General features: G+C 63.0%; 23 protein-coding genes. 14 read left to right on the forward strand and 9 right to left on the reverse strand.

The annotated features are described in order from the left end of the window. Positions 1-45: 45 nt before the first annotated feature. The gene (locus B9A23_RS02275) at positions 46-900 is read left to right on the forward strand and encodes a cytochrome b/b6 domain-containing protein (protein WP_084277214.1); all 855 of its coding nucleotides are present in this window, start codon (positions 46-48) and stop codon (positions 898-900) included. After that, a complete protein-coding gene (locus B9A23_RS02280; protein WP_084277215.1) occupies positions 897-1,646 on the forward strand; it encodes a molybdopterin-binding protein in 750 nt (249 codons plus the stop codon). The genes B9A23_RS02275 and B9A23_RS02280 overlap by 4 nt, the downstream gene beginning before the upstream one ends. 145 nt (positions 1,647-1,791) lie before the next feature. Here the strand turns inward: B9A23_RS02280 and gorA are convergent, their stop codons facing one another. Beyond that, positions 1,792-3,162 carry a glutathione-disulfide reductase gene (gorA, locus tag B9A23_RS02285; protein WP_084277216.1) on the reverse strand — a complete coding sequence of 457 codons (1,371 nt, stop codon included), beginning with the start codon at positions 3,160-3,162 and terminating at the stop codon, positions 1,792-1,794. Between the two features lie 86 nt (positions 3,163-3,248). Beyond that, a complete protein-coding gene (gene pgi / locus B9A23_RS02290; RefSeq protein WP_084277217.1) occupies positions 3,249-4,769 on the reverse strand; it encodes a glucose-6-phosphate isomerase in 1,521 nt (506 codons plus the stop codon). Positions 4,770-4,937: 168 nt separating this feature from the next. Here pgi and lepB point away from each other — a divergent pair, with 168 nt between their 5' ends. The 5 genes from lepB (at position 4,938) to B9A23_RS02315 (ending at position 9,978) form a co-directional block, all read left to right on the forward strand. After that, positions 4,938-5,786, forward strand: coding sequence for a signal peptidase I (gene lepB / locus B9A23_RS02295; protein WP_084277504.1), 849 nt, complete (start codon positions 4,938-4,940; stop codon positions 5,784-5,786). Then, positions 5,735-6,457 (forward strand): ribonuclease III, encoded by a 723-nt coding sequence (gene rnc / locus B9A23_RS02300; protein ID WP_084277218.1) that lies wholly within the window; start codon positions 5,735-5,737, stop codon positions 6,455-6,457. Before lepB ends, rnc begins: the two co-directional genes overlap by 52 nt. Before the next feature lie 65 nt (positions 6,458-6,522). Beyond that, entirely contained in the window at positions 6,523-7,428 is a 906-nt protein-coding gene (era, locus tag B9A23_RS02305) for a GTPase Era (RefSeq protein WP_084277219.1), read from the forward strand. Continuing rightward, positions 7,416-8,282, forward strand: a complete 867-nt coding sequence (locus tag B9A23_RS02310; RefSeq protein ID WP_084277220.1) for an SGNH/GDSL hydrolase family protein — start codon at positions 7,416-7,418, stop codon at positions 8,280-8,282. Before era ends, B9A23_RS02310 begins: the two co-directional genes overlap by 13 nt. A 148-nt stretch (positions 8,283-8,430) precedes the next feature. Next, positions 8,431-9,978: a hypothetical protein gene (locus B9A23_RS02315; protein WP_254894925.1), complete on the forward strand. Its 1,548-nt coding sequence runs from the start codon at positions 8,431-8,433 to the stop codon at positions 9,976-9,978. Between the two features lie 46 nt (positions 9,979-10,024). Here B9A23_RS02315 and topA read toward each other — a convergent pair whose 3' ends face one another. The 3 genes from topA to plsY all read right to left on the reverse strand — a co-directional run bounded on the left by topA (position 10,025) and on the right by plsY (position 14,465). Continuing rightward, the gene (topA, locus tag B9A23_RS02320) at positions 10,025-12,658 is read right to left on the reverse strand and encodes a type I DNA topoisomerase (RefSeq protein ID WP_084277221.1); all 2,634 of its coding nucleotides are present in this window, start codon (positions 12,656-12,658) and stop codon (positions 10,025-10,027) included. 101 nt (positions 12,659-12,759) lie between these two features. Then, positions 12,760-13,875, reverse strand: coding sequence for a DNA-processing protein DprA (gene dprA, locus B9A23_RS02325; protein WP_084277222.1), 1,116 nt, complete (start codon positions 13,873-13,875; stop codon positions 12,760-12,762). Further along, positions 13,872-14,465 (reverse strand): glycerol-3-phosphate 1-O-acyltransferase PlsY, encoded by a 594-nt coding sequence (gene plsY, locus B9A23_RS02330; protein WP_084277223.1) that lies wholly within the window; start codon positions 14,463-14,465, stop codon positions 13,872-13,874. Before plsY ends, dprA begins: the two co-directional genes overlap by 4 nt. Before the next feature lie 73 nt (positions 14,466-14,538). Between plsY and murI the strand changes: the two genes are divergently transcribed. From murI to B9A23_RS02355, 5 genes are all read left to right on the forward strand, one after another. After that, the gene (gene murI, locus B9A23_RS02335) at positions 14,539-15,366 is read left to right on the forward strand and encodes a glutamate racemase (protein WP_084277224.1); all 828 of its coding nucleotides are present in this window, start codon (positions 14,539-14,541) and stop codon (positions 15,364-15,366) included. 30 nt (positions 15,367-15,396) lie between these two features. Next, positions 15,397-16,284, forward strand: a complete 888-nt coding sequence (locus tag B9A23_RS02340; protein WP_139797285.1) for an MBL fold metallo-hydrolase — start codon at positions 15,397-15,399, stop codon at positions 16,282-16,284. Positions 16,285-16,424: 140 nt separating this feature from the next. Beyond that, a complete protein-coding gene (gene hemA / locus B9A23_RS02345; protein ID WP_084277226.1) occupies positions 16,425-17,645 on the forward strand; it encodes a 5-aminolevulinate synthase in 1,221 nt (406 codons plus the stop codon). Positions 17,646-17,763: 118 nt separating this feature from the next. Continuing rightward, complete coding sequence (locus B9A23_RS02350) at positions 17,764-18,447, forward strand: nitroreductase (protein WP_084277227.1); 684 nt, start codon at positions 17,764-17,766, stop codon at positions 18,445-18,447. A 38-nt stretch (positions 18,448-18,485) separates the two neighbouring features. Continuing rightward, positions 18,486-18,869: a YkvA family protein gene (locus tag B9A23_RS02355; RefSeq protein WP_084277228.1), complete on the forward strand. Its 384-nt coding sequence runs from the start codon at positions 18,486-18,488 to the stop codon at positions 18,867-18,869. A 58-nt stretch (positions 18,870-18,927) separates the two neighbouring features. Here the strand turns inward: B9A23_RS02355 and B9A23_RS02360 are convergent, their stop codons facing one another. From B9A23_RS02360 to B9A23_RS02375, 4 genes are all read right to left on the reverse strand, one after another. Beyond that, a complete protein-coding gene (locus B9A23_RS02360; RefSeq protein ID WP_084277229.1) occupies positions 18,928-20,151 on the reverse strand; it encodes a type III PLP-dependent enzyme in 1,224 nt (407 codons plus the stop codon). 172 nt (positions 20,152-20,323) lie between these two features. Continuing rightward, a complete protein-coding gene (locus B9A23_RS02365) occupies positions 20,324-21,550 on the reverse strand; it encodes a serine hydrolase domain-containing protein (RefSeq protein WP_084277230.1) in 1,227 nt (408 codons plus the stop codon). 41 nt (positions 21,551-21,591) lie between these two features. Then, entirely contained in the window at positions 21,592-22,791 is a 1,200-nt protein-coding gene (locus tag B9A23_RS02370; protein ID WP_084277231.1) for a carboxynorspermidine decarboxylase, read from the reverse strand. A 195-nt stretch (positions 22,792-22,986) separates the two neighbouring features. Then, positions 22,987-24,192 (reverse strand): saccharopine dehydrogenase family protein, encoded by a 1,206-nt coding sequence (locus tag B9A23_RS02375; RefSeq protein WP_084277232.1) that lies wholly within the window; start codon positions 24,190-24,192, stop codon positions 22,987-22,989. Positions 24,193-24,284: 92 nt separating this feature from the next. On the opposite strand from B9A23_RS02375, the gene B9A23_RS02380 reads away from it, so the two are divergent. Both B9A23_RS02380 and B9A23_RS02385 read left to right on the forward strand, forming a co-directional pair. Beyond that, positions 24,285-25,295, forward strand: coding sequence for a threonine ammonia-lyase (locus tag B9A23_RS02380; protein WP_084277233.1), 1,011 nt, complete (start codon positions 24,285-24,287; stop codon positions 25,293-25,295). 64 nt (positions 25,296-25,359) lie between these two features. Further along, positions 25,360-25,791: an MAPEG family protein gene (locus B9A23_RS02385; RefSeq protein WP_084277234.1), complete on the forward strand. Its 432-nt coding sequence runs from the start codon at positions 25,360-25,362 to the stop codon at positions 25,789-25,791. Positions 25,792-25,813 lie beyond the last annotated feature (22 nt).

The following is a 25,813-nucleotide window of genomic DNA, read 5'->3' on the forward strand; positions in this document are numbered from 1 at the left end:
CGGATTTGTGGCACTCTGCGCAAACTCAAGGACGGGGAAAGCACAATGGACGCCGCGCCAGCACTCGTTACGTCACAAGAAGACGTTCCGCCCCGCGGCACATCAACAGATCAGCCGCTCGTTTACCGCACCAGGTTGCCCGTCCGCATCTGGCACTGGGTCAATGCGCTGACGATCTTCATCATGCTGATGAGCGGAGCGACGATCTTCAACGCACATCCGCGTCTCTACTGGGGCAAGTTCGGCGCGAACTATGAACGGGCGTGGTTCGCGATCGGCCATCGCGGACAGGAGGGGTATCTCTATTTTTCGGGTCTCGAGATTCCGACCACCGGATTCCTCGGCTGGACAGAGAGTTCAACCAAGGCGTTTCCCCCACTCCTGACGATACCCAACTACTACAGCTTGGCCGAAGGGCGACAGTGGCACTTCTTCTTCGCATGGGTGCTGGTTATCTCGATCAGCCTGTTTGTGATTTATGCGATTTTTTTCAAGCATTTATCACGTGATCTTGCGTTAACGCGTGAAGAGCGCAGGCCAGCTCACCTGTGGCATGACATCAAAGAGCATGCGCGGCTGCGCTTCCCCACCGGCGAAGCGGCCAAAGCCTACAACCCCTTGCAGAAAATAGCCTATCTCGGCGTCATTTTCGTTCTGATCCCGCTGGTCATCCTTACCGGGATGACGATGTCACCAAACCTGAACGCCGCATTCCCGTGGCTGCTGGATCTGTTCGGCGGGCGACAATCGGCGCGGTCCATCCATTTCCTGTGCGCTGCGGGCTTCGTCGGGTTCATCGCCGTGCACCTCCTGATGGTCATCCTCGCCGGGCCCCTCAACGAACTGCGCTCGATCATCACCGGCTGGTATCGCCTGCCTGTGCGAAAGGACGGACAATGACGCTTATCTCGCGACGTAGCGCCCTTGTCGGCGCAACCGGATTGCTGCTGTCAGGATGTGAAAAGATCACCACCGCCCCAGCGGTCCGCAAGGTGCTGACTGCAGGGGAGAAAGCTATGCTGTCGGGCCAGCGGCTGGTGACGGATCGCAACGCGCTGGCACCAGAATTCACCCGCGCCGACCTGTCGCCCCGCTTCAGGATGAACGGCAACCGCCTGCCAGGATCCGCGGACTATCAGGCACACATGGCAAATGGCTTTGCCGATTGGAAGCTCGAGATCGGTGGAAGGGTAGCCCGACCATTCAGCATGACCCTCGCCCAGCTCAAGTCCGCGCCGCAGCGGACGCAGATCACTCGGCATGACTGCGTGGAAGGTTGGAGCGCAATTGGTGAATGGACTGGCGTGCCGCTAGGCCTGATCCTTCGCCAAGCGCAGATTTTACCTTCTGCACAATACGTTATTTTCCATTGCGCAGACGATTTCTCGGGAACGCCCTATTACGAGAGCATCGACATGATTGATGCCATGCATCCCCAGACGATACTCGCACACACGATGAACCGGCAGCCCCTGCCCGTTGGCCACGGCGCGCCAGTCCGGCTGCGGGTAGAACGCGCGCTCGGCTACAAGCAGGCCAAGTACGTGATGAAGATCGAGGCGGTCGATACGCTGGCTGGGATCCATGGCGGGGGTGGCGGTTACTGGGAGGATCATTCCGGCTACCAGTGGTTCGCCGGCATCTGAACCTGCTCAAGACCAGCCAAGGAGCGTGAAGCGCCTGCCTTCGGCCTGCGCTCCACCTATGCTCCACCTATGCCAGACCTATGGCCAACCCTCACCACGACCGGCGTCAGAAAATGTCGCCGTTTTTGCAACGTAACGGGACGAATTATCGCATCAATACAAGCTCTTCAGCCATCGAAGGATGTAACGCTACGGTCGCATCGAAGTCTGCCTTGGTCAATCCCGCCTTCACCGCGATCGCCGCAGCCTGAAGTATCTCGGGACTGTCCGGACCGATCATGTGGATGCCCAGCACCTTCTCGGTCGTCGCCTCGACAATCATCTTGTAAAGCCCGCGCTCGGGCCGGTGGCCGAAGATGTTCTTCATCGGCCGGAAGTCCGAAGAATAGACCTTGATGTTGCTGCCATACGCCTGCCGCGCCTGGCTTTCGGTCATGCCGACACCGGCCAGAGGGGGCTGCGAGAACACCGCGCTCGGGATTGCGTCGTAGCTTACCGAGGTATCCTTGCCACCGAACACCCGGTCGGCAAAGGCATGGCCCTCGCGGATGGCGATGGGGGTAAGCTGCACCCGGTTCGTTACGTCACCAACGGCGTAGATGCTGTCGCAGGCCGTCTTGCCATGGTCATCGACCGGGATTTCGCCATGGGCTCCAAGCGAAATGCCGGCATTCTCCAGGCCGAGGCCGTCGGTCTTGGGCCGGCGACCGGTGGCGACGAGCACGACATCGGCGTGGATCGGATCGGGCTGCTTGCCAAGGTACACCGCAAACGATCCGTCGTCGTTCTTCTCGACGCGGTCGAACGGACAATTGAACTTGTATTCGATGCCGCGCGCCATGGTGATCTGGAGCAGCCGATCGCGCAGCGATTCATCGTAGCCACGCAAGATCGTCTCGCTACGGTTCACGACCGTTACGTGACAGCCCAACGCATTGAAAATTCCAGCGAATTCCATTGCAATATAGCCCGCGCCGGAAATGACCACGCGCTTTGGCAGGCGTTCGAGATGGAACACCTCGTTCGAGGTGATGCAATGCTCCGAGCCCGGAAATTCGGGCATGATCGGCCAGGCACCCGTCGCGATCAGGATGTACCTCGCGCTGATTTCCCGGCCAGAGGCGAGGCGGACCGTATTTGGCCCAGCCACTTCGGCACGCTCCAGAGACCGCTCGACCTTGTTGGTCTCCAGCGTGCTGGTATAGGCCGAATTCAGCCGGTCGACGTCCTTGAGAACGGCGTCACGTAACGTCGGCCAGTCGAATGTCATCTTCTCGACCGTCCAGCCATAGTTGGCCGCGTCCTGCAGTTCTTCGGCAAAATGCGAACCGTAGACGAGCAGCTTTTTGGGCACGCAGCCCCGGATCACGCAGGTCCCGCCCACGCGATACTCCTCGGCCACGGCCACGCGCGCACCATGGCTAGCCGCGATCCGGCTGGCGCGCACGCCGCCCGAACCTGCGCCAATCACAAAGAGGTCGTAGTCGAAGTCCTGCCCAGATGCTTGATCAGCCATATGCACTCCTTGTCACGGGCTGCATATGGCCCCTGGTCCCGGCCAAGACCAGAGGCTTTCCCGGCAATGCAGCAATGCGAAACGGATCAGCCGATCCCTGCCGCCTTGAGCAGCGCTTCGGTCGAAGGATCGAAGCCCTTCCCGCCGCCGGATTCGATCTGCTTGGCAATGGCCTTGCCCAGCTCGACGCCGAACTGGTCGAACGGATTGATGCCGAGCATCGCTGACGAAACGAACGTGCGGTGCTCGTGGAAGGCGATCAGCGCGCCGAGTGTTGCGGGGTTGAGATCTTCGCACAGGATCGTCGCCGAAGGTCGGTCACCCGGATAGGCGCGCGCGCCGTCGTCCGAGGCCTTGCCTGCCATCAAGGCTGCCCCTTGCGCGAAGCAGTTGGACAGGAGGATCTCGTGATGGGCACCATCGAGATCGTGTCCTGGCGTTATGACGGCAAGGAAATCCACCGGAATCAGGTGCGTACCCTGGTGCAGGAGCTGGAATACTGCATGCTGGGCATCGGTGCCGACGCCGCCCCAGGTGATCGGCGCGCTGGCGCGGGTCAACGGCGTGCCATCGGCCAGCACGCGCTTGCCGTTCGATTCCATCTCGAGCTGCTGGAGATAGTCGGGCAGCAGCTTCAGTCGTTCGTCGTAGGCGAACACCGCCCGCGTCTCGCACCCACGCACTTGCGTATAGTAGAGATCGGCAAAGGCCGCACGCACGACCACGTTCTCGGCAAGATCGGCATCGATGAAGTGGCGGTCGATCGCCGCCGCGCCATCAAGGAACTCGGCGAAACCTTCCCAGCCCAGCGCCATGGCGACAGGAAAGCCGATCGACGACCACAGCGAGTAACGACCGCCAACGGATTCTGAAAACGGCAGGACGCGGGTTTCATCGACACCCCATTCGACCGCCTTTTCGGGCGATGCCGTCAGCGCGACAACACGGCCATAGGGATCTGATACGCCATTCTCGCGCATCCAGCTCAGCGCCGACTGCGCATTGGTCATCGTCTCGGTGGTGGTGAACGTCTTTGAGGCGACCGCGATCATCGTCGTTTCAGGATCGCAGGCCTTCATTGCCGCTTCCAGCGCGCAGCCATCGATATTGGAGACGACATGCACTGCGACCTTGGCGCCATCGCGAGTCAACGCATCGATCGCCAGCGCCGGCCCGAGGGCCGATCCGCCGATGCCGATGTGGATCAGGCTCTTGATCTCGCCGAAAGCGCCTTCGTGGATGGCCTCGACCAGCATCCGCATGCGGGCATGAAGCGCCTCGGCTTCCTCGACGCTGGTTTCCTTGCCGATGCCCCGCTGGGCGGTGTGTTCGGCAGCCCGGCCTTCGGTGTTGTTGATCTTTTCGCCGCCGATCAGCGCATCGCGGCGTCCAGCCAGATCCATCGCCTTGCTGATCGCCACAAGCGCCTGCTCGACCTGCGATGACAAGTGGGTCTTCGACCAGTCGAAGATCACCGGGCCTCCGGGCAGTTCGAGCGTGGTCGAATAGCGTTCGAGGCGTCCGGCGTCCTCGAACAGCGTCTCCAGGGATGGACGCGGCTGCGCCTCCAGTTCCGCCCAGAGGGTTTGCGCTTGGCTTGCCGACATCTCGAACCTCTTCCTTTTCGCAACTGCGTAATGTCCCTAATGCCTGCTGTGACAGCAATCGCCAAGGCCGGTGTTCAGCGCGCAGCAAGCCTTGCAGACGTATTTCGGCGCCGTATTATACCAATAACACACTTGACGAAGGCGCACGCTGGCAACATGACCGCGACGATGAACGACACGCCCGACGCCACCCCGCAATCCTCGCCATCCCCGGCTGCCGAGCCTGCGGTGAAGAAGGAGAAGAAGGAAGACAGCTTCCCGGTTTTCCTCATCAAGCTCGTGCTGGTCGTGGCGATCTTCCGCAGTTTCATCTTCTCCCCGTTCAATATCCCGTCGGAATCGATGTTGCCGCGGCTCGAGAACGGGGACTACCTGCTCGCTGCAAAGTGGCCCTATGGCTACAGCAGCTATTCGCTTCCTTTCAGCGCACCGATCCTGCCCAAGCGCTACTTCGCCAGCCAGCCCGAACGCGGTGACGTGGTGATCTTCAAGGCGCCCCCCGGCAACGATATCGACTACATCAAGCGCGTGATCGGTGTGCCTGGCGACACCGTGCAGATGATCGGCGGTGTCCTGCATCTTAACGGCAAGGCCGTGCCGAAGGTGAAGCAGCCCGATTTCGTGATCCCTGTCAGCCCGAACACCGATTGTCTCTCGGCCGAGTTCGCCGTGACCGAAGCCGACGGCAGGCAGACCTGCCATTATCCGCAGTTCCGGGAGACCCTGCCCAGCGGCAAGAGCTACAACGTGCTCGATCTTGGCCAGCGCTCGGTCGATGACACGGTGCCCGTGCTCGTGCCGGAAGGTCAGCTGTTCCTGATGGGTGACAACCGCGACAATTCGATGGACAGCCGTTTCCCGGCCATGGAAGGCGGCGGGATCGGCCTTGTTCCCCAGGATAACCTCGTCGGGCGCGCGACCGTGATGATGTGGTCCACCGATGGCAGCGCCAACTGGTTCCTGCCATGGACGTGGTTCTCGGCGGCTCGCTGGGATCGGATCGGGGGCACGTTCTGAGCACGCTCCCGCCCGAAACGCTCGACTACCTCGCCAATCTTACGGGAAAGTCGCCCGAGCGGAGCGATCTGTGGATCGAGGCGCTTACGCACGGCTCGATGGGCGTGGCGCGAGATTACCAGCGCCTGGAGTTCCTTGGCGACAGGGTGCTCGGGCTGGTCATTGCCGAATGGCTGCATGAGAAGAGCGACGCCGCCGAAGGCAAGCTCTCGCAGCGCCTCAACGCGCTCGTCAGCCGCGAAACCTGCGCCGACATGGCGCGTGCCATCGGCCTTTCAGCGCACATCCGCCTGGGCAAGCAGGCCCGTGACGATGGCGGCGCGCAAAGCGACAACATTCTGGGCGATGTGATGGAAGCGGTGATCGGCGCGCTGTTTGTCGAACGCGGCTTCGAAGCGGCGCGGGCATTCGTGCGCAAGATCTGGGAACAGCCGATGGCCTCGGGCACCGGCCAACGCAAGCATCCCAAGGCCGCGCTTCAGGAATGGGCGGCGGGCAACCGGCGCAAGCCACCGGTCTATACGCTCGTTGCGCGCGAAGGACCGGACCACGCAGCGAAATTCACCGTCTCGGTCGAGATCAAGGGCGTCGGCACGGCCAGCGCCACGGGAACGAGCAAGCAGGATGCCGAGACTTCGGCAGCCCGCGCCTTCATGCAGGCGCATGGCTGACGCCAAACTGGCGGCGGCCACGCAAATGGCCTAAGCTGGCCGCACATCTTCAGAGAATTGGAATCATGACCGATAAATGTGGCCTCGTGGCCGTCCTTGGCGCTCCGAACGCCGGCAAGTCCACCCTCGTCAACGCGCTCGTCGGCCAGAAGGTCGCGATCGTCTCGCCCAAGGCGCAGACAACGCGCGCGCGGCTGATGGGCATCGCGCTCGAGAATGTGGGCGATGACAAGGCGCAAATCATCCTGGCCGATACTCCCGGCCTGTTCGAACCCAAGCGCCGGCTCGACCGCGCCATGGTCAGCGCAGCGTGGGACGGCGCGCAGGAAGCCGATGCGATCCTGCTCGTGGTCGATGCCCGCAAGAAGAAGCGCGATTACCTGGAATCGATTCTCGAAACGCTGAAGGCGCGTCCGGAGCGCAAGCTGCTCGTCCTCAACAAGGTCGACTCCACACCCAAGGAGCCGCTGCTCGTCATGGCCGAGGCGCTGACGCAGGAAGCGGAGTTCGACGAGGTCTTCTTCGTGTCCGCGCTGACGGGCGATGGCGTTCCCGAGCTCAAGCAGCGGCTCGCCGCGCTCATGCCCGAAGGCGCATGGCATTACCCGGAAGATCAGGTTTCCGACGCCTCGGAACGCCTGATGGCCGCCGAGATCACGCGCGAGCAGCTCTATCGCCAGCTGCACGACGAACTCCCCTATGACAGCACGGTCCGGCCGGAGAAGTATCTCACCCGCAAGGATGGCTCGATCGAGATCCACCAGCAGATCGTGATCGCGCGCGAGACGCAACGCCCGATCGTGCTTGGCAAGGGCGGTGCGCGGATCAAGGCGATCGGCGAGGCTGCGCGCAAGGAGCTTGCGCAATTGCTCGACGCCAAGGTCCACCTCTTCCTGCACGTGAAGGTTGACGAGCGCTGGGCGGACGCTCGCGAAATCTACGAGGAAATCGGGCTGGAATGGGTCAAGTAATGCGGTTGTCCCTTGCCGTGGGAGCGCTGGCGCTCTCCATTCCTGCCATCTCTCATGCCGATGCCAGGCCTGCTGCACCTGTGCCGGGCGAACGATACGTTGCGATGGGCAGTTCCTTTGCAGCAGGCCCCGGTGTCGGCCCCAACAAGCCCGACACCCCTTCGCGTTGTGGCCGCGGGCAATTCAACTATCCGGCGCTGCTCGCCGCACGGCTCAAGCTCGATCTCGTCGATGCGACCTGCAGTGGCGCAACTACCGAACACGTGCTGGGTCCGTGGAAGGAGATCCCGCCACAGATCGAAGCCGTCGATGCCTCGGCGCGGCTTGTCACGATCACGATCGGCGGCAATGACATCGCCTTTGTCGGCAACATCATGGCCGCCCTGTGCGAAAGCAGTGCCAAGCCCGATCCGCGCTGCCAGCCCTGGCGTGAGATTACCGAGGCCGACTGGGCAGCGGACGAGCGGAACCTGCGTGCCATCGTGCAGGGCGTTCGCAAGCGCGCCCCCAAGGCCCGCATCGTCTTTGTCGATTACATCACGGTCCTTCCTGCCAAGGATGCCTGCCCGGCCCTGCCGATCACTCCGGAGCGGCTGGAACAGAGCAAGGCCGTGGCCCGGCGGCTCTCCCGGCTGACAGCACACGTGGCGCGAGCCGAGTTTGCCGAAGTGTTCCGCTTCTCCGAGAAATCGCGCACCCACGCGCCGTGCTCTGACAAGCCATGGAGCAACGGGATGACTGCCCCTGTCGAGGACGGAATTCCGGTGCATCCGAATCGGATCGGGCATGAAGCGGCTGCAGAAGGTCTGGCTGCGTTTCTCGGCAAACCGCCTGCCTCGGCTCGTCGTCGCTGAGGTTCCCCCAGCCGCATTGGCAAATCCCTGTTGGGTGCTGCAGCGCCTGAGACATCGTGCATTAATCTGACGCGCCTACCGCCCGGACGAAGGGTCCGAGCTTCTCGCTCGTTGACGTCCCGTAATACCGAGTGGACGGAGCGATCGAATGAAAGAGATGAAGGCTGCCGCGACGAATGGCGCGGCGGCGGCAGTCCGGGCGGGACCGCTCTCCGGGCCATTCAGGATCCCTTTCGGAGTGCCGGCGTGGCTTGTGGGAACACTGGCCTATCTGGCGCTCGTCGTCGCCACGCGCAGCTTCCTCTACGGCAATCCCCTGATCCATATCGACGAGCAGTTCTATCTGTTCGTCGCCGAGCGGATGCGCGAAGGCGCCCTGCCCTATGTCGATATATGGGACCGCAAGCCGGTGGGCCTGTTCCTTGTATACGAGTTTCTGGCGGCGCTGCCCGGAGACCCTGTCATTGCCTATCAAGTGGGCGCGACTTTCGCGATGGTGGGGACGGCTGCGCTGATCTCGCGCCTCGCACGCGAAATCGCGAGGCCCCTTGCTGCATGGCAGGCAGGCGCCGCCTATCTTCTGTTCCTGCCGATCTTCAACAGCGGCATGGGCCAGGCGCCGGTCTTCTACAATCTGCTGGTGGCAATGGCAGGCTGGGGCGTGATCGAAACGGTCAAGCGCCATGAGCATGATGCGCTCGTATGGCGTGGATGCCTCATCATGCTCCTGCTGGGGCTTGCCATCCAGATCAAGTACTCGGTCATCTTCGAAGGCGCCGCCTTTGGCCTGATGTTGCTTTCGCGCGGATTTGCCGACGTCTGGTCGTACCGTAGGCTGGCAGCGGTCGCCTTGCTGTGGATGGGCGTCGCCCTTCTGCCGACCTTGGCCGCGATCGTCTGGTACGCCGAGCTCGGCCACATCGATGAATTCGTCTATGCCAACTTTGTCTCGATCTTCGAGAGAGGCTCGGACGGGTGGCAGGCACCGTGGCGGCTGGTCAAGGAAGTGGCCGTGCTCCTTCCCTTCTGGCTGGCAATCTTCAAGGCGCCGAAGCTTTTCGACACTACGGGCGGTGCCCATCCCCGCTCGCACGCGGTGCTGAAGCTATGGGGCATTGCCGCCTGCGCCGGCTTCCTGCTTTTCGGCACGTGGTACGATCATTATGTCGCCCCGGTGCTGGTGCCCCTTGCAATCCTCGCCGCCCCAGCCCTTGCCCGCGCAGCTCCTTCCGAACGCTGGTTCGGGCGCGGACTTCTTGGCCTGGGACTAGTCGGGGGGCTTGCTGTGCCGTTGTATCAAGTGGGACAGCACGGGACTACCACCCAGTTCGCGCAGATGAACGCGCTCATCGCGCAGGAGATGCACGGCGGCTGTCTGTTCATATACGAGGGCGAACTGGCGTTTTACCGCACGACCCGCTCGTGCCTGCCGACGAGTCGCATCTTCCCCAATCACCTCAACACCTATGTCGAGGCAAAGGCGATCGGAGTGGACCCGCTTGCCGAAACCCGACGGGTGCTGGACAGCCACCCCGATGTGATCGTGATGCGCAGCAGCGAGCACAGGCCCTATCTGCCCAACATGCAGACCCGCAAGCTCATGGAACGCCGCCTGAGCGCCGACTACGAACGCTACGCCTCCTATCGGCTCGGCAACAAGACCTACTGGTTGTTCCGCCCCCGACAAAAGGGGTGAGCGAACGCGCCGATCCCAGCCCTGGGGGCGGGATCGGCAGCAATCGTCAGTCCGGTTTTGCTGTCTTGGCCTTTGTAGCGGCTGCTTTCTTGGCCGGCGCCTTCTTTGCCGGTGCCTTCTTTGCTGGAGCCTTCTTCGCAGCGGGCTCCTTGGCCGCATCCTTCTTCGGAGCTGCTTTCTTGGCTGCGGGTTTCTTCGCCGCCTTCTTGCCTTTGGCTGGGCCCTTGGCGGCGCGCTCGTCAATCAGCGCGATGGCCTCTTCGAGCGTCAGGCTCTCGGGCTGCTGGTCCTTGGGCAGCGTGGCGTTGGTGGTGCCATCGGTAACGTAAGGACCATAACGCCCCGCCATCAGCTTGATTTCGCCGCCCGAGGTTGGATGCGCGCCGAAAACCTTGAGCGGTTCTGCTGCCACGCGGCCACCGCGCGCGCCTGCTCCGGCGGCAGCGGCAGCAAGATGCATGACGGCTGCATTCATGCCGGTCTCGAACACGTCGGCCGTGGTCTTGAGCCGGGCGTATTTGCCATCATGCGCCAGATAGGGACCATAACGCCCGATGCTCGCCGTGATTGGCTTGCCACTTTCGGGGTGCGTACCCACCTCGCGCGGCAGCGACAACAGCTTCAGGGCCCATTCGAGATCGAGTTCGCCGATGTCCTTGGGGATGGACGCGCGCTTGGCTTCCTTGCCTTCGCCGAGCTGGATGTACGGGCCAAAGCGCCCTGCCTTGCGCACCACCTCGAGGTCGGTCACCGGGTCCTTGCCCAGAACGCCATCCTCACCGCCATCACCGTCGGCGCCGCCAGGCTGTGCAAACTTGCGGGTGTACTTGCACTCCGGATAGTTGGAACAGGCGACGAAAGCGCCGTAGCGCCCACCACGGAGCGACAGGCGACCGGCTTCGCACTTCGGGCACAGGCGCGAATCCTTGCCATCTGCCCGCGGCGGGAAGAGGTAGTCCGAAAGGAACTCATCAAGCTCAGCGGTAACCTCGCTCGGCTTCTTCTCCATCACCTCGTCGGACTTCGGCTTGAAGTCACGCCAGAACTCGGCCAGCACCTTCTTCCATTCGGCACGCCCGCCCGACACGTCGTCGAGTTCCTCCTCCATGCCGGCCGTGAATTCATACGCCACGTAGCGATTGAAGAAGCGTTCGAGAAATGAAGTAAGAAGTCGTCCGGATTCCTCTGCAAAGAAACGGTTCTTCTCAGTCCGAACGTAATTGCGATCCTTCAGCACCTGCAAGGTTGCGGCATAAGTCGAAGGGCGTCCGATGCCCAGTTCCTCAAGCCGCTTGACCAGGCTGGCTTCCGAATAGCGCGGTGGCGGCTGGGTGAAGTGCTGGGTCGCATCGACGCCACGCTTGGCCGGCGTGTCGCCCTTGCCAAGGGCAGGCAGCAGATTGCCATCCTCGTCGTCACCATCCTGCTTCTGATCGCGGCCTTCCTCGTAGACGGCGAGGAAGCCTGGGAACTTCACGACCTGGCCCGTCGCGCGCAACTCGTGCTTTCCGGTGCCATCGCGCAGGGTCACGCTCGTCCGTTCGATATTGGCAGAAGCCATCTGGCTGGCCATGGCCCGCTTGTAGATCAGATCATAGAGACGTGCCTCGTCGCCTGACCCGTACCTGTCCTTGCTGAAGTCAGTGGGACGAATGGCTTCATGCGCTTCCTGAGCATTCTTGGCTTTCGTCTCGTAATGACGCGGTTTTTCCGGCAGATAGTGGCCGTCATAGCGGTCCGAGATCGCCTTGCGCGCTTCGGAAATCGCGCTCGGGTCCATCTGCACACCGTCGGTACGCATGTAGGTGATGGCGCCCGCTTCATACAGAGTCTGCGCCACGCGCATCGTATGGCTGGCTGAAAAGCCGAGCTTGCGCGCCGCTTCCTGTTGCAACGTCGATGTGGTGAACGGCGGATAGGGATTGCGCCGCGTCGGCTTGGTCTCGACTTCCTCGACCCGGAAGGTACCTGCTTCGACGACGGCCTTGGCCTTCATTGCGGCGCCTTCGTCACCCAGCGCCAGCTTGTCGAGCTTCTGTCCATCGAACTTGACCAGGCGAGCGGCAAACTCGGTGCCGCCCTGCTCGAGCTGCGCAACGACCGACCAGTATTCCTGCGCCCGAAAGGCCTCGATCTCGCGCTCGCGCTCCACGATCAGGCGCAGCGCGACCGACTGCACGCGGCCGGCCGACTTGGCACCGGGAAGCTTGCGCCACAGGACTGGCGAGAGCGTGAAGCCGAACAGGTAATCAAGCGCGCGGCGCGCCAGATAGGCGTCGATCAGATCCTGATCGAGTTCGCGCGGGCGCTTCATCGCCTCGGTCACCGTCTGCTTGGTGATCGCGTTGAAGGTGACCCGCTCAACTTCCTTCGGAAGCGCCTTACGTTTCTTGAGCAACTCCTTGACGTGCCACGAAATTGCCTCACCCTCACGATCAGGGTCAGTCGCCAGGATCAGGCGGTCCGAATCCTTGGCTGCGTCGGTGATCGCCTTCACGCGCGATTGCTTGTCGCCGTAAAGCTCCCAATCCATGGCGAAGTCTTCATCCGGGCGGACAGAGCCATCCTTGACCGGAAGATCGCGGATGTGGCCGTAGGAGGCGAGCACCTTGTAGCCGGGGCCCAAGTACTTCTCGATGGTCTTGGCCTTGGCCGGAGATTCAACAATGACAAGCTGCATGGCGTTAAAAAGCAGTCCTTACGTGTACGTACGCGCGAGGGTGGCGGTGGGCAGCGCGGTTCGTCAAGCGTCTGGTTGGGCGGGGTCGGTTGAGGACAGCGTCAGGACACCAGACTGACACGGCCCGCCGCGTGGCGCTGCAGGCGGCCCGCCAGCTCAAGTTCGAGCAAGGCCATCTGGACCACCCCGGCGCTGGCACCGCTCTGACGTATCAGTTCATCGACGCCAACAGGAGCGCTGGTGAGCAGGCTGGCGATGTCAGCTGGCGCATCGTTCGATGTCGGCGCGAAGTCCACGCCAGTCTCGCGAAAGGTTGAGCGTGGCAGTCCGGTGAAGCCGACCAGAAGTTCGACGACGTCTTCGGGCCGCTGCACGAGGATCGCGCCTTCCCTGATGAGCTGGTTGCAGCCGTGCGAGCGGCTGTCGAGTGGAGAGCCCGGAATCGCCATGACCTCGCGCCCGGCTTCGGCAGCCAGACGCGCGGTGATGAGCGAGCCTGATTTGGGCGCCGCTTCCACCACCAGCGTGCCGGTGGCAAGCCCGGCGATGATGCGATTGCGGTGGGGAAAATGGCGCGCCAGCGGTTCGGTGCCCGGTGGCATCTCCGCGATCAGCAATCCCTGCTGTGCGACCTGCTCCTGCAATTCCGCGTTTTCGGGTGGATAGGTGATATCGATGCCGCTGGCGATCACGCCCACGGTGCCGCCGCCATCGTCCATGCCGGCCAGCGCACCGCGATGAGCCGCGGCGTCGATCCCGCGGGCGAGGCCCGAAACAACTGCATAGCCCTGCCCAGCCAGCGCCGTCGAAAAATCGCGCGAGAGCTTCACTGCCGCCGCCGAGGCATTGCGCGCGCCGACCACGGCAACCGAAGGCCTGCGCAGCAGTGCCGCATCGCCTCGTACGGTCAGGATCGGGGGCGGACTGTCCAGTTCGCCCAGCAGAGACGGATAATCGGGACTGTCGTGAAAGAGGTAGCGCGCGCCGGCCCTGCGAACGGCGGCAATCTCCGCCTCGATCCGCTCGGCCGCGGCTGGCCGGTAGGGCGCCCCACCCCGCGCCGCGAGGTCAGGCAGGGCATCGAGTGCCGCCACGGCTGTGCCGAAGCGGCGCAACAACTGGTTGTAGCTGACCGGCCCGACGTTGGGCGAACGCAGCAGCCGTATCCGGGCAAAGGCCTCGTCCCGCGAAAGCGTGGCTTCGCCCGCAGCGTTCACTTCTTGCTGCCGACCTTCGGCTCAGTCCCCGCCCGCAGCCGGCCGATGTTCTCGCGATGAAGAAACAACACGAGCAGCGCCAGCAGCCCGAGCACTGGCACGTACGTGGTGTACCCGAGAACGAGCGCCGCCACCGGCGCCGCCACTGCCGCGCTCATTCCTCCGAGCGAGGAGATGCGGCTGGCAAACAGCACGCCGAGCCAGACGACCGCATAGGCCAGCCCGATCGGCCACGCTAGGCCCAGCGAAATGCCCATCATAGTCGCCACGCCCTTGCCGCCCTTGAAGCGCAGCCAGACAGGGAAGCAGTGACCCAACACAGCGCCCAGCGCGGCGAAAGCCTCATTATCCGGCCAAAGGTGGCGCGCGATCAGGACCGCAGCGAGACCCTTGCCAAGATCGAGCAGCAAGGTTGCCGCCGCCACCCCCTTCTTGCCGGTGCGCAGAACATTGGTCGCTCCGATATTTCCCGAGCCGATCGCCCTCAGATCGCCACCGCCGGTGAGGCGCGTCAGGATGAGACCGAAGGGGACTGAGCCGAGCAGGTAGCCCACGAAGAGAGAGAGCAGCGTTTCCACGGCACTGCTCATATCCTCCCCGGATACAAAAGCGAAAGAGGCCACTTCCCATTTTGTCGCCATTCCCGATACAAGCCCCCGGGAAATGAGCTCACATCCCTTCTCCGATCAGGCCCAGCCCGACCCTGCCGCCCCGCTGCTCCTGTTCGATTCAGGCGTTGGCGGGCTTTCGGTCCTGCGCAAGGTGCGCGAACGCCTACCCCAGGCGCCGGTCATCTATGTCGCGGACAATGCCGGCCTGCCCTATGGCGCCAAGAGCGAGGCACAGATTGCCGCGCGCGTCTCGGGACTGCTTGGACGGCTTACCGAGCGCCTCAAGCCCCGGCTCGTGTGCATTGCCTGCAACACCGCATCGACGATCGCGCTGGCGTCCGTGCGCGAAGTGCTAGAAGTGCCGATCGTCGGCACCGTGCCGGCGATCAAGCCGGCTTCTGCGATGACGCGTACCGGTGCGATCGGACTGCTCGGCACTGCGGCCACGATCCGGCAGGGATATGTCGACCGGCTGGAAGCCGAATTTGCGGCTGACAAGCACCTGCTGCGCCATGGCGCGCCCGAACTCGTTGCAGCAGCAGAAGCCAAGCTGCGCGGGCAACCGGTCGATCCTGCCGTTTTCGAGCGTGCGGCACGGTCGCTGCGCGAACAGCCCCATGGTGAAAGCATCGACACGGTCGTCCTGGCCTGCACGCACTTTCCCCTGGTACAGGACGAATTGGCGCAGGCCTTCGGACCGGGCGTGTCATTCATCGACGGCTCCGACGGGATCGCACGCAGGATCGACGCACTGACGCAGCATCAGGATTGGCGCAAGACGAGGCCGGACCGCGCTCTCTTCACCCGTGGCGGAATCGAAGTCGATCAGCTAGGTGCCGTACTCGAAGCGCATGGCCTGACCGACATCGGCGTGGTTTGAATCGGTGAAAGTGGCGCGGGGGACAAGACTTTGAGCAGATTTTCGCGCGTCATGATCGTGCTGCTGCTGGTGGCGGGTCTGGCTTACTACTGGTTGCTGGTAAATGCGGGGCCAGCGCGGATTCCCGCAAGACCGCTCGATCTTGCAGCGATGCGCCAGGCTGCACTGGCCCTGCCTGGCAGCCGGCCCGAGAGCATCTCGTTCAAGGTGCTTGCGCGCCGGCACGTTCCCGGAGCAGCGCTTGCGGCAGGAACGGGGCTGCGTCAGGTCGATGTCGGCATCATTTCGTGGCGCCTCAACAGGCCAGACGGCGGCATCGTGATCGATCCGGGCCTGTCGCAGGCAGATGCGGCCGCAATCGGGTTCAAGCACTATGATCGTGCCGCCAGGGCGACGGTGGACAATTGGCTGGAGCAAAGCCGGCTGATCCTGTTCACGCACGCACACGTTGATCATGTAGGGCTGTTTCTGGATCATCCGGCGTTCGATTCAATCGTGGCAAAGGCTATCATCTCGCCCACGCTGCTCAACGGCATAAGCGCCCTGTGGCGCGAGAATGGCGGGCGCATTACCCAGACCAGATCGCTGCGCCCGATCGAAGCTGTCGCCCCTGGCGTGGTTCTGGTCCAGACCCCGGGGCACACGCCGGGATCGGAGATGGTCTTCGTGAAACTTGCCGATGGGCGCGAGTTCCTCTTTGCCGGCGACACGGCCTCGCTGGGCGTCAACGCAGATCGACCGACGCCGCGTTCGCGACTGATGGCGGAATGGCTTGCCCCGGAAGATCGCCCCGCCGTGATCGGCTGGCTCAAGGGTCTGAAAGCGCTCAAGAAGCGCAACCCCAAGGTCGTGATCGTCCCTTCGCACGACCTTGCGTGGACATTCGGTAACCAAAAGCTTTTTGCCAAGGACAAATAGCTACGTCTTTCGGTCAGTGGGTCCAAATGATGCTGGCAATGCCGATCCAAGAGGCGTAGAAGCCGCCCATTCGCCGGAGGGCCCAACGGGATCGGGCTCCCAGGGACGGAAACGTCCTTGTTGCAGGAAGGAGCGGCGGGGTGAATTACGATCAGGTTTTCGATTCTGCCATCGAGCGTCTGCACTCCGAAGGCCGCTACCGCGTTTTCATCGACATCCTGCGCAACAAGGGGGCCTACCCCAACGCGCGCTGCTTTGCCGGCCACAACGGGCCCAAGCCGATCACGGTGTGGTGCTCGAACGACTATCTCGCGATGGGCCAGCACCCCAAGGTCATCGCTGCCATGGAAGAGGCGCTGCATAACGTTGGCGCCGGCTCTGGCGGCACGCGCAACATTGGCGGCAACACCCACTACCACATCCAGCTTGAGGAAGAGCTGGCCGACCTTCACGGCAAGGAAGGCGCGCTGCTGTTCACTTCGGGCTACGTCTCGAACGATGCCACGCTGTCCACGCTGGCAAAGATCCTGCCCGGTTGCGTGATCTTTTCCGACGAGTTGAACCACGCTTCGATGATCGCGGGAATCCGCAACTCGGGCGCGGAAAAGAAGGTGTTCCGTCATAACGACGTTGCGCATCTGGAAGAGCTGCTGGCCGAGACGGACCCCAGCGTCCCCAAGCTGATCGCGTTCGAGTCGGTCTATTCGATGGACGGTGACGTTGCGCCGATCCACACCATCTGTGACCTCGCCGAGAAGTACAACGCGCTGACCTATATCGACGAGGTCCACGCTGTCGGTATGTATGGCCCGCGCGGCGGCGGTATTACCGATCGTGATGAAGCGGCCCATCGCATCGACATCATCGAGGGCACACTGGGCAAGGCCTTTGGCGTCATGGGCGGCTACATCGCTGCCGATCGCAAGATTATCGACGTAATTCGCTCCTATGCGCCGGGCTTCATCTTCACCACCTCGCTCTCCCCTGTGCTGGTCGCAGGCGTGCTCGCCTCGGTCCGCCATCTCAAGGCGTCGAGCGAGGAGCGCGAAGGCCAGCAGGCTGCTGCCGCCTACCTCAAGAAGGCCTTTGCTGACGCTGGCCTCCCGGTCATGCCGTCAACCACGCACATCGTGCCGCTGATGGTCGGCGATCCGGTGCGCGCCAAGAAGATCAGCGACATCCTGCTGGCTGAATACGGCGTCTATGTTCAGCCGATCAATTTCCCCACCGTCCCGCGCGGTACCGAGCGGCTGCGCTTCACGCCGGGCCCCTCGCACACGCAGGCCATGATGGACGAACTGGCTGGAGCGCTGGTCGAGATCTGGCAGCGGATGGAAATGGAAATCCAGAAGGCCGCCTGAAGCGGCGTCTCGTAACGATCCAAGGCCCTCCCCTGATCCGGGAGGGCTTTTTCGTGGGGCTTGCCTTTCGCGCTGACCGCGCTAGCCTTAACCGATCAATTAAAAATCGGGAGAGTGCATGTCGGTTCCGTCCTTCGACGAAGTTGTCCTCGGTCGCCGGTCGATACGGGGATATCTCGACAAGCCTGTCCCGCGCGCGCTGATAGAGGAGATCCTGTCTTTGGCGATGCGTTCGCCCACGTCGATGAATACCCAGCCCTGGCATTTCCATGTGATTACCGGCAAGCCGCTTGACCGCATCCGCAAGGGCAATACCGAGCGCATCCTTGCCGGCGAGCCGGACAGCCGCGAGTTTCGAAGGGGTGAACCCTTCGCTGGCGTTCACCGTGATCGGCAGGTCGAAGTGGCGAAGCAGCTTTTCGGCGCCATGGGCATCGCGCGCGACGATGCGCCCGCTCGCCAGGATTGGGTATTGCGCGGCTTCCGCCAGTTTGACGCGCCAGTCTGCGTGATTGTCGCCTATGACCGCGAGTTGTCGGGAAGTGACGACACCGCTTTCGATTGCGGCGCGGTGACCACCGCCCTCGTCAATGCTGCGTGGTCGCGAGGTCTGGGCTGCGTCATCAATTCACAGGGCATCATGCAATCCCCGGTCGTGCGCGAACATGCCGGCATCCCCGACGACCAGGTTATCATGAAGGCCGTGGCGCTCGGCTGGCCCGATCCGGACTTTCCGGCCAACGCCGTCGTCAGCAACCGCAAGAGCGTTGACGAGGCCGCAAGGTTCGTCGGCTTCGACTGACGCTTGCATCGCCACGCCGCGTTCCTACCTCGTGCCCAATGGCGGGTAAGGCGTTTCACGAACTCAAGGCATGGGCAAGGCGCATCAAGCGTGATGTCGTGGCGCTGTGGCTTGCAGCGCGTGACCCACGCGTGCCTCTTGCGGCGAAGATCGTCGCGGGTCTTGTCGCGGCCTACGCGCTGTCGCCGGTCGACCTCATTCCGGATTTCATCCCGATCCTGGGCTATCTCGATGACGTGATTCTTGTGCCGCTCGGCATCGCCTTGGCCGTGCGGCTGATCCCGCCCCAACTCATGGAAGACTTGCGCAGCCGCGCAGCTGCAACCGACAAGCCTCGCTCAACGGCAGGGCTGCTTGCCGTCGTTCTGATCTGGCTGCTGGGCGCAGCAGCAGTCTATCACCTGATCATGCGCTGGCCGTAAAAAGAAAGGCCCCACCTTCCGGCGGGGCCTTCTGTTTTTCCTGCGATTGCGCCTTGGCTCAGCGAAGCGAAACCACGTTGTCCGAAACCCGCGGATCGCGACGGTCGCCACGGTACTGGCTCGACATCGGCTCGTCCGAAACCTCGAAGACTTCGGTTGCGCCAAAGCCGTTGAACGCGGTCTTCATCGCTGCCCCATAAGCGCCGAGCATGCCGATCTCGATGTAGTCACCGGCCTTCATGTCCAGCGGCAGTTCGAACGGACCTTCCATGTGATCCATGTCGTCGCACGTCGGTCCGTAGAAGCTGAACGGCTCGAGCTCGAGCTCGGTCTCGACGTCGTTGGCCACTTCGTCGCGCAGCACGCGCACCGGGAAGCGCCAGCCAACATGCGCTGCATCGAACAGTGCGCCATAGGCGCCATCGTTGATGTACAGCTCGGTCCCGCGGCGACGTTCGACGCGCACGATCATCGAGTTGTACTCGGCGCAGAGCGCACGGCCCGGCTCGCACCAAAGCTCAGCCGAGTACGAGACCGGCAGCGATTCATAGGTGCGATCGATCACGCCGAAGTAGTCTTCGAGCGGGGGCGGCTCCATGCCGGGATAGATCGACGGGAAACCGCCGCCCACGTCGATGATGTCGACGAGGACCGAGGCATCGACGATCGCGGCGCGAACGCGCTCAAGCGCCTGCACATAGGCATGCGGGCTCATCGACTGACTGCCGACATGGAAGCACACGCCAAGCGAATCCGCGACCTGGCGGGTTGCCTGCAGGAGGTCACCCGCCTGCGTCAGGTCGCAGCCGAACTTCGACGCCAGGCTCAGTTCCGAATACTCGGACGACACGCGCAGGCGCACGCAGAGCGTGAGATCAGTTGCGGGATTGCCTTCGGCATCGGCCGTGGCAGCCTTGATCTTTTCCAGCTCCTCGAACGAATCGAGGCTGAATACACGCACGCCGTGATCGTGATAGGCTTCACGGATCGCCGCAGGTGCCTTCACCGGGTGCATGAAGCACAAGGTTGCCTGCGGCAGCGTCTCGCGCACAAGACGAACCTCGACGATCGAGGCGACGTCGTAGTGCGTTACGCCCGAATCCCACAGGATGCGGATCAGATCGGCCGACGGATTTGCCTTTACCGCATAGAGCGACTTCCCCGGAAACTTCTCGACGAAGAAGCGGGCAGCGCGCGCGGCGGCGTGCGGACGGTTCAAAATGGCGGGTTGTTCAGGCGCGGAGGCGCGAACTACAGCCAGTGCGTCAGGATGGATGTGCAACTCAAGGGACCCCCAAACGGAACGTTGAACGAAGCTGCCTTGCGGTTTGGAAGTCCCCATGGGGCAGCGAGAGGGGGGTAAATAAGGCCCTGCGCCTGAATCTCAAGTGAAAATAACGCTGCCCCAAAGTCCCGTCAGAAAAACGAAACAATTCCAGATGGATCGTGCCAGATCAGCGACTTAGCACATCGGCCAGCGCAGCCCATGCCGGCAGGGAAAGGGGATCGTTCGCACCGTTTGCGGCGGTAGGGTGCGATGCGAATCGTGCGACAGTCATTTCCGCAGCCGGATCGATCCACAGGGTCTGCCCATGGATGCCCCGCGCGGAGAAGCAGCCGCGGTTGTTGTTGCTGATCCACCACTGGCTGCCATAGCTCCAGCCCGGCAGTTGCGGATAGCGATTGCGGTCAAAGTGCGAAGGATCGCCGCCGTGCGTCGCACGCTCGACCACAGCTTCGGGAATGACGCCAAGTCCACCCATGCGCATCGCCTCGCCAAACCGCGCGAGGTCTTCGAGCCGCAGGTTCAGCCCGCCGCCCGCAAATGCCGTGCCCGCCTGGTCGACTATGAGGTCGGCGTCGCCCAGCATGCCAAGCGGCTGCCAGAGTCGCTCCGAAAGCACATCGGCAAAGTGCTTGCCCTCGATTCGCGAAACGATCCATGCCAGCACTTCGGTGTTGGGCGTTCGGTAAGTGAAACCCACGCCATGTTCCCCCGCCTTGCCGATCGTCGGCAGGTAGGACGCAAGGTCAATCGGCCCGGCATAGTCCACCGGGCGCGGGGTAAGCCCAAGAGCCGCGCTATAGGCCCCGATGCCGGAGTCGGGATCGGCATAGTCCTCGGAGAAGTCGAGCGCGGTCGTCATGTCGAGTACCTGGCGAACCGTGGCATCACCAAATCCGCTGACGGCAAGCTCGGGCAGGTATCGAGACGTGGGGGCAGCCGGATCGAGGCGGCCCTCGTGCACCAGCATCTCGGCCACGGCGCCCACGAAGCTCTTCGTCACCGAAAATGCGATGTGCCGCGTCTCTGGAACGGTCACGCCAAACCAGCGCTCTAACACCACCTTGCCGCGATGCAGAACCAGCAGCCCGTCCGTGAAGGCTTGCGTCAGCGATTGCTCCAGCGTGATCGGCTCGTCGCCATTGATCGGCACGAAGCTGACCTGTCCAAGACCGTCATCCAGCGCACGCTCGAATGCGACGCCCCCGCCCGCTGCGGCAACCCTGCGCGAAGGCACGAACTGGCGCATGTTCGAGTAGGACCAGCGGATCATCGGAAAGCGCATGTGATCGGCGCGCGATGCCAGCAGGATCCTGTCGGCAGGTGGAGGCGAACCTTCCATCCAGCCCATGCGCACCGGATCGCTAGTCACACCATCGAGCAGCTCGCCCGCCATCGCACTCTCCTGCCAACATTCTTGTCAGCAGGCAGCATGCCTCAGGAAAGGCGGTCGCGGAAGTCCTCGTAAGTGAAACCCTTGACCTTCTCCAGAGCATCGGTCGCGCTGTCCCACAGCCAGATCGAGGGCAGCGGCACGCCGTTGAAGGTCGTGGTCTTGACCATCGAGTAATGGGCCTGATCGAGGAAAGCGAAACGGGTGCCCGGTCCTGCACCGTTCGGCAGCCGATAATCGCCGATCACATCGCCGGCGAGGCACGAAGGCCCGCCCAGACGCACCGGAGCCCCACCCTCGCCGCCATCTTCATACTCGTCGATCGGCAGCTCGCCCAGCATGGCAGGACGGTAAGGCGCCTCGATCACATCGGGCATGTGACATGTGGCCGAAATGTCGGTGATGCCAAGCTGCATCCCGTTCCAGTGCGTGTCCAGCACAGTGCCGACCAGTATGCCCGCGTCGAGCGCCACCGCCTCACCCGGCTCCAGGTAGATCTCGCAACCCGTCCGCGCCTTCACATCGCGCAGGAAGGCGATCAGGTCCTCGCGCTGGTAGTCGGCCCGGGTGATGTGATGCCCGCCGCCGAAGTTGAGCCACTTGAGCTGTCCGAAATACGGCGCGATCCGCGCTTCAAGCGCCTGCCACGTGCGCTTGAGCGGTTCGAAATCCTGCTCGCACAGCGTGTGGAAGTGCAGGCCCGAAACCCCTTCGAGGTGCTCGGGCAGCAACTGGTCCACCGGAAAGCCCAGCCGCGAATGCGGCGCGCAAGGATCATAGCGCGGCACCTCGCCCTCGGCATGAAGCGGATTGATCCGCAGGCCAATATCGAACGCCTCGCCCGCAGCCTTCGCCGCCGCAATCTCCCCGCCAAAGCGCGCATGCTGCCCCGGCGAATTGAAGATCACATGGTCCGAAAGCCGCAGGATCTCGCCCATGTCCTCGGCCTTGTAGGCCGCACAATAGGTCGCGATCTCGCCCGAGTAATGCTCGGCCGCCAGCTTCGCTTCCCACAGGCCGGAGGTGCATACCCCGTCGAGATATTCCCCGACGATCGGCGCCACCTTCCACATCGAGAATGCCTTGAGTGCCGCCAGGACCTTGATCCCGGCACGGTCACGCACATTGGCCAGCGCAGACAGATTGGCCCGCAACTTCGCAGCGTCGACCACGAAGGCAGGGCTGTCGACACGGTTCAGGTCAAACTGCGCAAACGCGCCCGGATCGCCCGCTCTGGTTTCCATGCTCAGCCCTCACCTTGAAACAAACACCCCCGCGCAGGCGGGGGCCCAGTGCCGTCAGGCACTTCATCTACGGATGTGCCGACAGGCACCTTATCGACAGATGTGCCGACAGGCACCTCGTCAACAAACGTGCCGCAAAGCACAAATCGAAGCGTTGTAAGGTCCCCGCCTTCGCGGGGACCCAATGCCGTTGGCTCAGAACGCCAGCGGACCCGCCAGTTCCTTCACCTGCCACGGCAGTCCATGCTTGTTCAGCATGTCCATGTAGGGATCGGGATCGAACTGTTCCATGTTGAACACGCCCTCTCCGGACCAGATGCCCTGAACCATCATCGCCGCGCCGATCATCGCCGGAACGCCGGTGGTGTAGCTCACCGCCTGGTTGCCGGTCTCGCGATAGGCATCCTCGTGGTCGCAGATATTGTAGATGTAGAAGGTCTTTTCCTCACCGTCCTTCGTGCCCGTGGCGATGTCGCCGATGTTGGTCTTGCCCTTGGTCGTGGGTCCAAGCGATGCGGGTTCGGGCAGCACGGCCTTGAGGAACTGCAGCGGGATGATCTCCTTGCCCTCGTAAATTACGGGGTCGATCCGCGTCATGCCCACGTTCTGCAGCACGGTGAGGTGCGTGATATAGGCATCGCCGAAGGTCATCCAGAAGCGGATGCGCTCGATCTCGGGCAGATGATGCGCGAGGCTTTCGAGCTCCTCGTGGTACATCAGATACATGTTCTTCGGGCCGACTTCCTCGAAGTCGAACTGCTGGCGGATGGTCAGCGCCGGCGTCTCGACCCACTCGCCGTTCAGGTAATGACGCGCAGGCGCCGTCACTTCGCGGATGTTGATTTCCGGGTTGAAGTTGGTGGCAAAGTGCTGGCCGTGATCGCCGCCGTTGCAATCGAGAATGTCGAGAGTGCGGATCGTGTCGAGCTTGTGCTTCTTGAGCCATGTGGCGAAGACGCTGGTCACGCCCGGATCGAAGCCCGAACCCAGCAGCGCCATCAGGCCAGCCTGCTTGAACTTGTCCTGATAGGCCCACTGCCATGAATACTCGAACTTGGCCTCGTCGATCGGCTCGTAGTTTGCGGTGTCCATGTAGTTGACGCCGGCAGCAAGGCAGGCGTCCATGATGTTGAGGTCCTGGTACGGCAGTGCAAGGTTGACCACCAGCACGGGCTTGACCTCGTTGATCAGCGCCGTCGTCGCGGCAACGTCATCCGCGTCGATCTGGAAGGTGTCGATGGAAACGCCAGTGCGCTCCTTGACCGAAGCGGCAATGGCATCGCACTTGGCTTTCGTGCGGCTGGCCAGCGCGATGCCGGTAAAGATATCCGAATTCATCGCCATCTTGTGGACCGCGACCGAGCCGACGCCGCCAGCGCCGATGACGAGAACTTTTGCCATGGTAACTCCAAATGCCTGTTGCCCCGGCACGTTCCAGGCCCTTTGGGCCGAACGCGCGGGACATTCATGGCAAGCGCCTTTAGAGTAGAGCCATGACAAACCCAAGTCCCGATGTTGGCCCACGTCCTTCCGTGCAAACCCGCGCCCCCACTCGCGAAGGCGTCCTGCGCGCTGCGGAGAAGATGACGCAGCTTCTGCCGCAGACGCCGCTGCTTCCTCTCGAACTGCCGAACGGCGCCACCGTTTGGTGCAAGGCCGAAAGCCTCCAGCCCGTCGGCGCGTTCAAGATTCGCGGCGCCTGGCACCGGCTGTCTGACCTGACCGAGGAAGAGCGCGGCCGCGGCGTCATCGCCGTATCCAGCGGCAACCACGCGCAAGGCGTGGCCTGGGCGGCGCGCAGGCTCGGCATCGCGGCCCGGATCGTGATGCCCAACGATGCGCCACAGGTGAAACTTGCCGCCACGCGCGAACTCGGCGCAGATGTCGTGCTCTATGACCGTCCGGGCGGCGAGGACCGCGATGCCGTTGCCGCCGATCTCGTGGCGAGGAGCGGGGCTACACTGGTCCATGCCTACGGCGATCCGTGGGTCATCGAGGGACAGGGCAGCGCCGGGATCGAACTCGAAAGGCAGATGGAGTGCTTCGCCGACGGCGGACCAACCCGCGTGGTCACGCCGTGCGGCGGTGGCGGCCTTGCCGCTGGTCTCGCTCTCGCCCTGCCCCACGCCGAAATCGTGCCCGTTGAACCGGAAGGCTGGGACGACGTCGCCCGCAGCCTTGCCAGTGGCGTGATCCAGCGAGTGCCCCGCGATGCCCCTCGCACCGCATGCGACGCGCTGCAGACCCCTGTCACTTTCCCGATCAACTTCGCTGTCCTGTCTTCGCGCGGCCTGAAGGGCTTGAGCGTGACCGAAGCCGAAGTGCGCGCCGCGCAGCGCTATGCCTTCAGCAAGCTGAGGCTGGTGGTCGAACCTGGCGGAGCAGTGGGCCTTGCCGCATTGCTGGCAGAAAGGATCGAGGCCGATGGCTGCACCGCCGTGATCCTGTCAGGCGGTAACGTCGATCCCGCTGCCTTTGCCCAAGTGATTGCGCACGAGGGATAAGTTGCATTTGACAATCTAACTCACACCCCGCACTCTCCCGGCAATTCTCGGGGGAGATCTGAAGATGCAGGTACAAATCCTTACGCCCGCGGCCGTGCTTGTGCTGTGGTCGATCGTCATGCTGTTCTGGATGGCAGGCACACGGCTACCGGCGCTGACGAAAATGGGTGGACTTGGCAAGGCCAAGCCCGGCGGGCGCGGACAGGATCTCGAAGGCGTGCTGCCTGACGAGATCAACTGGAAGGCGCACAATTACAGCCACCTGATGGAACAGCCGACGCTGTTCTATGCGACAGTCATGATCCTCGCGATCATGGGCGCGGCCTCGCTCGATGTGATGCTGGCTTGGGGCTACGTCGTCCTGCGCATCATCCACTCGATCTGGCAGTCGACGGTCAACCGCGTGCCCGTGCGCTTCAGCCTGTTCCTGCTGTCAACACTGTGCCTGACGGGGCTGGCCCTGCGCGCCCTGGGAGCGACCATGGGCCACGGCTGACGACTTGAAGAAGAGGGGGAAA

Source organism: Novosphingobium sp. B1, from assembly GCF_900176395.1.
Classification (GTDB): Bacteria; Pseudomonadota; Alphaproteobacteria; order Sphingomonadales; family Sphingomonadaceae; genus Novosphingobium.